Raw genomic sequence first — 9,240 nt, 5'->3', positions numbered from 1 at the left:
GGGCGCCGGGGGAGAAGGCCGGTGCCGGCAGCGGCGGAAGACACGCAATCCGCCATCTGCAGCGCTTCGCCAATGCCACTTCCAGCCTCCCGAGCCCCGCGCTATGATGCCCGCATCGAGCGCACGATGCACGACCGCCGCGTCGCCATTCCATCATTCATGCGTCATCCGGACTTTCCTTCGACCCTCGCCGTGCCACCCGCATGGGAGGCCAGCCTGCGCCTGCGGTTTGCCCAGCGGGGCGAGCGCAGCGCGCTGGTCGAGCGCCGCCACCGTGGGCCTTTGCTGGTGCAAAAGCCGCTCTATCCCGAGGGCGCCATCTGCCACGCCGTGATCCTGCATCCACCCGCCGGGGTTGCCGGCGGCGACAGCCTGCAGATCGATATTGCGGTGGGCGCCGGCGCCCATGCGGTGCTGGCCACGCCCGGCGCAACCAAGTGGTACAAGTCGCTCGGCCGCGAGGCCGCGCAGCGCGTCACGCTGACGCTGGAAGCCGGCGCGCGGGTGGACTGGCTGCCGCAGGAGAACATCGTCTTCGACGACGCGCATGCCCGCCTCGCCACCACGGTGACGGTGGCGCCCGGCGCCAGCGCGATCGGCTGGGATGCCGTGGTGCTGGGGCGCCAGGCGAGCGGCGAAACCTGGGCGCGCGGTACGCTGTGGCTGGAAACGCGGGTGCAGGTTCCGGTACAGGGGCAGGGGCAGGATGGCAACCGTGCGCTGTGGATCGAGAGTGCGCGGCTGGATGCCGGTTCGGCGCTGCGCCATGCGGTGGCCGGCCTTGACGGACTCAATGTCATGGGCACGCTGTGGGCGGTGGGAGAGGGCGCCACGCAGGCGCTGGCCGAGATGCTGGCGGGGCAACTGCCGTATCGGCCGGCACTGCGCGCGGGCGTGACGCGGCTCGAGCAGGCCGGCCAGCCGATGCTGCTGCTGCGCGTGCTGGGCGCGGAGATGGAAGCCGTCCGCCACGTGATGGCAATGGCTTGGAGCGTGTTGCGCGAGCCCATCCACGGCGTCGCGGCGAAGCCGTTGAGATTGTGGGCGACGTGAGTGCGCTGGCGTAGGCGCGCAGGATTGCGCGGCAAGCCAGCCAGCGCAGACATAAAACAAGCAACTTCGGGAATACCGGCATGGAACTGACTCCGCGAGAAAAAGACAAGCTGTTGATCTTCACCGCCGCACTGCTGGCCGAACGCCGCCGCGCGCGCGGGCTCAAGCTCAACTATCCCGAGGCGGTGGCGCTGATCACCGCCGCCATCATGGAAGGCGCGCGCGACGGCCGCACCGTGGCCGAGCTGATGCACGAAGGCACCACGGTGCTGGCGCGCGAGGACGTGATGGACGGGGTGGCCGAACTGATCCCCGAGATCCAGGTGGAAGCCACCTTCCCGGACGGCACCAAGCTGGTCACCGTGCATCATCCGATCGTCTGAGGCGGGTACCGGGTGGGTGTCCTGCGTGCGTCCGTCGATGGTGCCTTTGTGGTTTTTCTCCGCCTGCCCGCCAGGGCTTGCGCAATCCGCTGAACCAGAATACGAGGTCAAGACATGAACCGTTCCAACCGCTCCCGCGCCGCCATGGCGGGTGTCTCGCTGGCGCTGGCCAGCACCGCAGTCATGGCCCATCCCGGGCACGACGCCGCGACTGTCGGCGCCAGCCTGTGGGCAGGCTTGCTGCATCCATTCACCGGCATGGATCACCTGCTCGCCATGGCGGGCGTGGGGGTATGGAGCGCGCTCGGGGCAAACTCGCCGCGCGAGACGCTGCGCATGCCCTTTGCGTTCGTTGCCCTGATGCTGGCCGGCGCCGCGCTCGGCCTGTGCGGCCTCGCGCTGCCGCTGGTGGAGCCGATGATCGCCGCCTCGCTGGTGGCGATCGGCCTGCTGGTGGCGCTGCGCGCCAGGTTGCCGGCCTGGGCGGGCATGGCCATCGCGGGCGGCTTCGCGGTCTTCCATGGCTACGCGCACGGCGCCGAACTGCCGGCCACGGCCGGCGCGCTGCCGGCGGCGCTCGCGTACGTCGGCGGCTTCACGGTCGCCACCATGGCGCTGCACCTGTCGGGCATCGGCCTGGGCGCCGCGCTGCGCCGGCAGGCGGGCTGGCTGGCGCGGGTGGCGGGCGCCGGCGTGGCACTGTATGGCGTCGGCCTGATGGTCGCCTGATCCCGACGAGGAGCCCAGCATGATTCCCGGTGAACTGATGCCCGCAGAGGGCGAGATCGAACTCAATGCCGGCCGCCCCACGGTGAGCGTGACGGTGGCCAATACCGGCGACCGGCCGATCCAGGTCGGCTCGCATTTCCATTTCTACGAGACCAACGCCGCGCTGGAGTTCGACCGGGAGGCCGCGCGCGGCTTCCGGCTGAATATCGCCGCGGGCACCGCCGTGCGCTTCGAGCCGGGCCAGCGCCGCACGGTGGAGCTGGTGGCGCTGTCCGGCGCGCGCATCGTCTACGGCTTCAACGGCAAGATCATGGGAGCGCTGTGATGAGCGTGAAAATCTCCAGGCAGGCCTATGCCGAGATGTTTGGCCCGACCACCGGCGACCGCCTGCGGCTGGCCGATACCGGGCTCGTCATCGAGGTGGAGAAAGACTTCACCATCTACGGCGAAGAAGTGAAATTCGGCGGCGGCAAGGTGATCCGCGATGGCATGGGGCAGAGCCAGCGCATGGCCAGGGATTGCGTCGACACCGTCATCACCAATGCGCTGATCGTCGATCACTGGGGCATCGTCAAGGCCGACATCGGCCTCAAGGACGGCCGCATCGCGTCCATCGGCAAGGCGGGCAATCCGGACATCCAGCCCGGCGTGACCATCGTGGTCGGCCCGGGCACCGAGGTGATCGCGGGCGAGGGCATGATCGTGACCGCCGGCGGCATCGACAGCCACATCCATTTCATCTGCCCGCAGCAGATCGAAGAAGCGTTGATGAGCGGTGTCACCACCATGATCGGCGGCGGTACCGGGCCGGCCACCGGCACCTTCGCGACCACCGTCACGCCGGGCCCCTGGTTCATGGAGCGCATGCTGCAGGCGGCCGAGGCCTACCCGATGAATATCGGCCTGCTCGGCAAGGGCAACGCCAGCCAGCCGGGACCGCTCACGGAGCAGGTCGAGGCCGGCGCCATCGGGCTCAAGCTGCATGAAGACTGGGGCACCACGCCCGCGGCCATCGACACCTGCCTGGGCGTGGCGGATGCCACCGACACCCAGGTGGCGATCCACACCGATACGCTGAACGAGGCCGGCTTCGTCGAAGCCACCGTGGCCGCGTTCAAGGGCCGCACCATCCATACGTATCACACCGAAGGCGCCGGCGGCGGCCACGCGCCGGACATCATCAAGGTGTGCGGCGAGCCCAATGTGCTGCCCTCGTCGACCAACCCGACCCGGCCGTACACCGTCAACACGCTCGACGAACACCTCGACATGCTGATGGTGTGCCATCACCTGGATCCGTCGATCGCCGAGGACATCGCCTTTGCCGAAAGCCGCATCCGCCGCGAGACCATCGCCGCCGAGGACATCCTGCACGACCTCGGCGCCTTCTCCATGATCTCAAGCGATTCCCAGGCCATGGGCCGGGTTGGCGAGGTCATCATCCGCACCTGGCAGACCGCGCACAAGATGGCCGCGCAGCGCGGCAAGCTGCCGGGAGACCCCAACGACGCGCGTGGCGGCCACGACAATTTCCGTGTCAAGCGCTATATCGCCAAGTACACCATCAACCCCGCGCTCACGCACGGCATCGCGCATGAAGTCGGCTCGATCGAGGTAGGGAAGTGGGCCGACCTGGTGTTGTGGAAGCCGGCCTTCTTCGGCGTCAAGCCGAGCCTGATCCTCAAGGGCGGGATGATCGCCGCCGCGGCGATGGGCGACCCCAATGCCTCGATCCCGACGCCGCAACCGGTGCACTACCGGCCGATGTTCGCCGCGGCCGGCAGGGCCTTGCACAAGTCGTCGCTGACCTTCGTCTCGCAGGCCGCGCTGGCCGCCGATGTGGGTGGGCGCTATGGCCTGAACAAGGTGCTGTCGGCGGTACGCGGCACGCGCACCGTGAGCAAGCGCGATATGGTGCACAATGACTGGCAGCCCCACGTCACGGTGGATCCCGAGACCTACCAGGTGGTGGCCGACGGCCAGTTGCTGATCTGCGAGCCGGCCACCGTGCTGCCGATGGCGCAACGTTATTTCCTGTTCTGAAGACTGAAGAGTCCGCCTTGCAAAAAATCGACAAACACCTGAGCGCCCCGCACGGCATCGCCGCCGTGCTGGTGCGCCGCGCGCCCAAGCTGGAGCTGCCCTTCGCCGAACGCAGCAAGAGCCGCCTGCGCGCCACGCTGGACAATGGCGAGGAGGTGGCGCTGTTCCTGCCGCGCGGCACCGTGCTGCGCGGCGGCGACCTGCTGGTTACCGAAGGCGGCATCTTCGTCGAGGTGCTGGCCGCGCCCGAGTCGGTGCTGCAGGTGGGCGCCAGCGATCCGCAGGCGCTGATGCGCGCCGCCTACCACCTCGGCAACCGGCACACGCCGGTGGAAGTCGGGCGCGATTACTTGCGCCTGGAATACGACCCGGTGCTGGCGGACATGCTGGCGCGCCTCGGGGTGCGGGCCGAGCGCGCCGAACTGCCGTTCGAGCCCGAGGCCGGCGCCTACGGCGGCGGCCACAAGCATGGCCACGATGCCACCTTTGCCGAGGACTACGCCACCGCGCAGGCCGTGTTCCATGAGCACCATGGGCACGATCACGATCATGGCCACTCGCACGGTCACGATCACGATCACGATCATGCGCCGCATGTGCATGACGCGCATTGCGGGCACAAGCACTGAATTCACCGCCTCCGACGCATGAGCAAGCCACCGCGCCCCCAAGTCCCGACGCCGGAATTCCCCTCTCCCGCAGGCGGGAGAGGGAGAGAAGGCGGGCGCGCACCGGCGCCGGCGACCTCCGGTGGCCTGGGCGCCGGAAGGCGCCGGCCTGGAAGCAGGCACCCATGACCCAGCTCTCCCAACTCGTCTCCCTGCTGCACCTGGCTTCCCCGGCGTTGCCGATCGGCGGCTTCAGCTATTCGCAGGGCCTGGAGGCGGCCATCGATTGCGGCATGGTGCACGACGCGGACAGCGCGGAGCAGTGGGTGCGAAGCAACCTGCTGGAAGTGCAGTCGCAGTGCGAGGCGCCGCTTTGGCTGCTGCTGCATCGCCGTTGGCGCGTGCTTGATGCGCAGGGCCTCGCCGAATGGAACGGCTGGTTCCACGCGACGCGCGAGAGCGCCGAGCTGCGGCTGGAGACTGAACAGATGGGCTGGTCGCTGGCCCGCCTGGTGGCGCAGATGGAGTGGGGCGATGCGGCGCTGCGCGCGCAGCTGGCGGCATTGTCGCCGGCGTGCCTGCCGACTGCCTTCGCCGCGGCTTGCGTGGCGCTCGATGTGGACGAGCGCGACGGGCTGGCGGCCTATTGCTTCACCTGGGCGGAAAACCAGGTGGCCGCCGCGCTCAAGGCGGTGCCGCTGGGCCAGGTGGCGGGGCAGCACATCCTGCGCCGGCTGCATCCGGCGGTGCTGCAGACCGTGGAGGAAGCCGTGCGCCGCGCTGACGCAGAGCCGCCGATGCTGTCGACCTTCTCCCCGATGCTTGGCCTGCTGTCGGCGCGGCACGAGACACAGTATTCCAGGCTGTTCCGTTCCTGAGCGCGGGCTGCGCGGCAGGCGGCCAGCGCTGACATGGCGCGAATCCCCCAACGATCATCCAACGATCACCAAGGCAATATTTCCATCATGACCCAGGCCCGTACCAAGAAGAATCCCCCGTTGCGCGTCGGCGTGGGCGGCCCCGTCGGTTCCGGCAAGACCACCCTGCTGGAGATGCTGTGCAAGGCCATGCGCGAGCGCTATGACCTGGTGGCCATCACCAACGATATCTATACCAAGGAAGACCAGCGCCTGCTGACGGTTTCCGGCGCCTTGCCGGCCGAGCGCATCATGGGCGTGGAAACAGGCGGCTGCCCGCATACCGCGATCCGCGAGGATGCCTCGATCAACCTGGAGGCAGTGGACCGCATGCTGGCGAAGTTTCCCAATGCCGATATCGTCTTTATCGAGTCCGGCGGCGACAACCTTGCCGCCACCTTCAGCCCGGAGCTGTCGGACCTGACCATCTACGTGATCGACGTGGCCGGCGGCGAGAAGATCCCGCGCAAGGGTGGGCCGGGCATCACCAAGTCGGACCTGCTGGTGATCAACAAGACCGACCTGGCACCGTATGTGGGCGCCAGCCTGGAGGTGATGGAAAGCGATGCGCGCAAGATGCGCGGCACGCGCCCGTTCGTGATGGGCAGCGTCAAGTCGGGACAGGGGCTGGACCAGGTGATTGCCTTTATCGAGCGCCAGGGCATGCTGGGCGTGTAAGGCTGGCGCAGGCGGTGCGTCTTTCCGCCGGTGCCACCGTCTGCTGCGTCACGTCGAAGTCATGGACGCTGGCGCCGCGCCCGGCGTGCTATTTGCCAACGGCGGCGGCTGTGGCATACTGGCCGCTCCATGAAGTTGACTTCGCTCGCCCCTTCTTCGCTCCGCCGCGGCACCGATACCGGTGACGCCGCTGCATGCGTGGGCGCCGAGCTGCTGCAGGAATGCGCCCGCGCGTCCCTGTCCGCCTTCTCCTTCCCGTTCTCCATTATTCGAATTATCCGGGGTCGCTGAGCTGCGGCTTTGGCTGGTGCTCGGTGGCCCGTGGTCTGCCCTTGACGCGCATGGCCATGCGGGCCTGCGCGCGACCAACCGATTCCGATGCAATGGAGAACACCCGATGTCCGACCTTTCCGACCTGCGCGCCCAAGCCCGCTATCCCACCCTGCCCGAAATCCAGGAGACCGCGCGGCGGCTGCAGGGCAAGGTGCTGGAAACACCCGTATGGCGCTGGCAGACCGGCGCCGCGCTGGAACTCGATGCTGGCACGGAGGTGTGGTTCAAGCTGGAACTGTTCCAGCTCACCGGCACCTTCAAGGTGCGCGGCGCGCTCAATAGCATCGGCCAGCTGAGCGCCGCAGCGCGCGCGCGTGGCGTGGTGGCGGCCAGTGCCGGCAACCATGCGATGGCGGTCGCCTACGCGGCCAGGGTATCCGGTGTCGGCGCCAAGCTGGCGATGCCGGCCAGCGCCAGTCCGGCACGCGTGCAAGCCTGCCGCGAGGCCGGCGCCGAGGTGCTGTTGCTGCCGGACGTGCATGCCGCCTTTGCCCATGCGCAGCAACTGGAGGCGCAGGAGGGCCGGACCATGGTGCACCCCTACGACGGACCCCTGATCGCCCAGGGCACGGCGACCGTGGGGCTGGAGCTGATGCGCCAGGTGGCAGGGCTGGATGCGGTGGTGGTGCCGGTGGGCGGCGGCGGCTTGTGCGCCGGCATTGCCGCGGCGGTCAAGCAGCTCAATCCGGCCTGCAAGGTCTACGGCGCGGAGCCGGAGGGCGCCGACGCCATGAACCGGAGTTTCGAGGCCGGACGGCCGCAGGCGCTGGAGCGTGTGGACACCATCGCCGACAGCCTGGGCGCGCCCTATGCGCTCGATTACAGCTACGGCGTATGCCGGCAGTTCGTCGACGGCATGGTGCGGGTGTCCGATGCGGCGACGCGCGCTGCCATGCGCATCCTCTATCGAGACATGAAGCTGGCGACCGAGCCGGCCACCGCGGTTTCGACGGCGGCGTTGCTGGGGCCGCTGCGCAAGACACTGGCCGGAAAGAAGGTGGCGCTGATCCTGTGCGGGGCCAACCTCGACGCGGCGCGTTTTGGCGAACTGCTGGCGCCGGATGCGGTTGCCGGCGCCGCCTGACGCTTGCAGTGCGTTGCCCTGGCGCCGCTACAGATCCTTGGCGGCCCTGGCGGCAATCACGCGCGCTATGCCGGCGACGGCGTCCTGTTCGGTGTCGTTCATCAGCGCCATATGCCGCACGGTCAGGCGCTGGGCTGGCGTGATATTGAACTCGGCGCACTTCTGCTCCAGCACCAGGGCGCCGCTTCCGCCGTTGCCCCTGCCATTGCCGTCGTCGAAGTTCAACATCTCGCTGGTGTTCACGCCGAGTGTGCCGGCCAGCGCGCAGATATTGACCAGGGACACGTTGCGCACGCCACGTTCGATCCCGCTGAGGTAGGAGCGCGCCATGCCGCTTTCCAGGGCAAGCTTTTCCTGCGACCAGCCGCGCTGTTTGCGCAACTCCGCCAAGTGCAGCCCGAATGACTTGAGAGGATCACCGACCATGGCCCGATTCCTGAATGAGATTGGAGCGAGGCTAAGGATTTGACCTCTTTGTGGCGACGCCTTATAGTATGTCGCACTATAGGTTACGTGCCAAAGACCCTTGGAATATGGCGGTTTTTGGGGAATTACGCCGAGATTCCGGCAATTGTCACAATTGTCACCGCGAGTCATCGTGACGGAAGAATGTAACTTATTGGTGGAAGTCTCTCTGCGACAACCTGCGAATCATGCCATCGGATTGCTCGCCAAAACGTGTCAAAACGATACGGGGCAGGCCCGGGCTCCGACGCCAGGACAGGACGGGGCGGGCAACACGCGGAAGGTGGCAGGGATCCAGTCACGGAAAAATCCAATCACGGGCATTCCACCTCCCAGGAAGCGCGCTTGCATTTTTCCACCACGCGGAGGAGGGAGCGAATGCGTATTTTTTCCTTGTTCGATGCGCAGATGCGCGGAGAAATACTGGCCGGCGGTGATGCTTCGGATCTGCGCCTTGGCCTGCAGGTGAGGGTGGTGCCCGAAGCCGCCGGGCTGGGCAGCAGCGGCGATTACATCTTCCTGCCGCAGGGCGCGATGCAGTCCGGCATCGTCACGGCCCGCGCCGAGTGGTGGGCGTGCCTGCGCGGCACCATCAAGCTGACGCCGTGCGGCGGCGACGCGGCGCTGCTGTCCCCCGGCGGCATCCATGCGCTGCGCCAGGGCGAGCGCCTGCATCTGGCGGCGTTGCAGGACAGCGTGCTGATCCGTGTGATCCTGGATCCGGAAACCGTCGGGCTGGTCGGGGCGGGAATGACGAGCTGCTTCGACGCGTTTGCCAGTGGCCAGGCGCAACGCTGGCTGGGCACGGCCGGCGCCGGGGCGATCGATGTCCTGTTGCGGGGAGAGCGGTTCGCACCCGGGCTGCCGGAAGATCATGCGCGCGCGGCGCCTGCCTTGCCGCGCCTCAACGCGGCCTTTGTCGCGCTGGGAGAGGGGGAGCCGGAGTG

At 68.0% G+C, this 9,240-nt stretch carries 11 protein-coding genes; 10 read left to right on the top strand and 1 reads right to left on the bottom strand.

What is annotated here, in order from left to right; all coding sequences use genetic code 11:
* Positions 1 to 159 precede the first annotated feature (159 nt).
* The 9 genes from P3W85_RS07360 to P3W85_RS07320 all read left to right on the top strand — a co-directional run bounded on the left by P3W85_RS07360 (position 160) and on the right by P3W85_RS07320 (position 7,828).
* Positions 160 to 1,053, top strand: coding sequence for an urease accessory protein UreD (locus tag P3W85_RS07360; RefSeq protein ID WP_276264299.1), 894 nt, complete (start codon positions 160 to 162; stop codon positions 1,051 to 1,053).
* Positions 1,054 to 1,133: 80 nt separating this feature from the next.
* Complete coding sequence (locus P3W85_RS07355; RefSeq protein WP_017229757.1) at positions 1,134 to 1,436, top strand: urease subunit gamma; 303 nt, start codon at positions 1,134 to 1,136, stop codon at positions 1,434 to 1,436.
* A 114-nt stretch (positions 1,437 to 1,550) separates the two neighbouring features.
* Positions 1,551 to 2,165 carry a HupE/UreJ family protein gene (locus P3W85_RS07350; protein WP_276264298.1) on the top strand — a complete coding sequence of 205 codons (615 nt, stop codon included), beginning with the start codon at positions 1,551 to 1,553 and terminating at the stop codon, positions 2,163 to 2,165.
* A 19-nt stretch (positions 2,166 to 2,184) separates the two neighbouring features.
* A complete protein-coding gene (locus tag P3W85_RS07345) occupies positions 2,185 to 2,490 on the top strand; it encodes an urease subunit beta (RefSeq protein WP_017225922.1) in 306 nt (101 codons plus the stop codon).
* Positions 2,490 to 4,208 (top strand): urease subunit alpha, encoded by a 1,719-nt coding sequence (gene ureC / locus P3W85_RS07340; RefSeq protein ID WP_017225923.1) that lies wholly within the window; start codon positions 2,490 to 2,492, stop codon positions 4,206 to 4,208. The genes P3W85_RS07345 and ureC overlap by 1 nt, the downstream gene beginning before the upstream one ends.
* A 17-nt stretch (positions 4,209 to 4,225) precedes the next feature.
* A complete protein-coding gene (gene ureE, locus P3W85_RS07335; RefSeq protein WP_276264297.1) occupies positions 4,226 to 4,837 on the top strand; it encodes an urease accessory protein UreE in 612 nt (203 codons plus the stop codon).
* 164 nt (positions 4,838 to 5,001) lie between these two features.
* Complete coding sequence (locus P3W85_RS07330) at positions 5,002 to 5,694, top strand: urease accessory protein UreF (RefSeq protein ID WP_017225925.1); 693 nt, start codon at positions 5,002 to 5,004, stop codon at positions 5,692 to 5,694.
* Positions 5,695 to 5,781: 87 nt separating this feature from the next.
* Positions 5,782 to 6,411, top strand: coding sequence for an urease accessory protein UreG (ureG, locus tag P3W85_RS07325; protein WP_276264296.1), 630 nt, complete (start codon positions 5,782 to 5,784; stop codon positions 6,409 to 6,411).
* Positions 6,412 to 6,808: 397 nt separating this feature from the next.
* A complete protein-coding gene (locus P3W85_RS07320; RefSeq protein WP_276264295.1) occupies positions 6,809 to 7,828 on the top strand; it encodes a threonine ammonia-lyase in 1,020 nt (339 codons plus the stop codon).
* Positions 7,829 to 7,855: 27 nt separating this feature from the next.
* Here P3W85_RS07320 and P3W85_RS07315 read toward each other — a convergent pair whose 3' ends face one another.
* Positions 7,856 to 8,254, bottom strand: coding sequence for a helix-turn-helix domain-containing protein (locus tag P3W85_RS07315; RefSeq protein ID WP_276264294.1), 399 nt, complete (start codon positions 8,252 to 8,254; stop codon positions 7,856 to 7,858).
* 417 nt (positions 8,255 to 8,671) lie between these two features.
* Between P3W85_RS07315 and P3W85_RS07310 the strand changes: the two genes are divergently transcribed.
* Positions 8,672 to 9,240: hypothetical protein (locus tag P3W85_RS07310; protein WP_276264293.1), on the top strand; the 569-nt coding region annotated here is incomplete at its 3' end.

Source organism: Cupriavidus basilensis (genome assembly GCF_029335485.1).
Taxonomy (GTDB): domain Bacteria; phylum Pseudomonadota; class Gammaproteobacteria; order Burkholderiales; family Burkholderiaceae; genus Cupriavidus; species Cupriavidus basilensis_E.
Note: the sequence above shows the minus strand (reverse complement) of the source record. Positions and strands in the feature narration are given on the sequence as shown.

What these genes read in the sequence shown, in the direction of transcription:
- P3W85_RS07355 (WP_017229757.1), top strand. Translation starts at nt 1,134, where the DNA reads ATGGAACTGACTCCGCGAGAAAAAGACAAGCTGTTGATCTTCACCGCC.
- ureG (WP_276264296.1), top strand. Translation starts at nt 5,782, where the DNA reads ATGACCCAGGCCCGTACCAAGAAGAATCCCCCGTTGCGCGTCGGCGTG.
- P3W85_RS07315 (WP_276264294.1), bottom strand. Translation starts at nt 8,254, where the DNA reads ATGGTCGGTGATCCTCTCAAGTCATTCGGGCTGCACTTGGCGGAGTTG.
- P3W85_RS07360 (WP_276264299.1), top strand. Translation starts at nt 160, where the DNA reads ATGCGTCATCCGGACTTTCCTTCGACCCTCGCCGTGCCACCCGCATGG.
- P3W85_RS07350 (WP_276264298.1), top strand. Translation starts at nt 1,551, where the DNA reads ATGAACCGTTCCAACCGCTCCCGCGCCGCCATGGCGGGTGTCTCGCTG.
- P3W85_RS07345 (WP_017225922.1), top strand. Translation starts at nt 2,185, where the DNA reads ATGATTCCCGGTGAACTGATGCCCGCAGAGGGCGAGATCGAACTCAAT.
- ureC (WP_017225923.1), top strand. Translation starts at nt 2,490, where the DNA reads ATGAGCGTGAAAATCTCCAGGCAGGCCTATGCCGAGATGTTTGGCCCG.
- P3W85_RS07330 (WP_017225925.1), top strand. Translation starts at nt 5,002, where the DNA reads ATGACCCAGCTCTCCCAACTCGTCTCCCTGCTGCACCTGGCTTCCCCG.
- P3W85_RS07320 (WP_276264295.1), top strand. Translation starts at nt 6,809, where the DNA reads ATGTCCGACCTTTCCGACCTGCGCGCCCAAGCCCGCTATCCCACCCTG.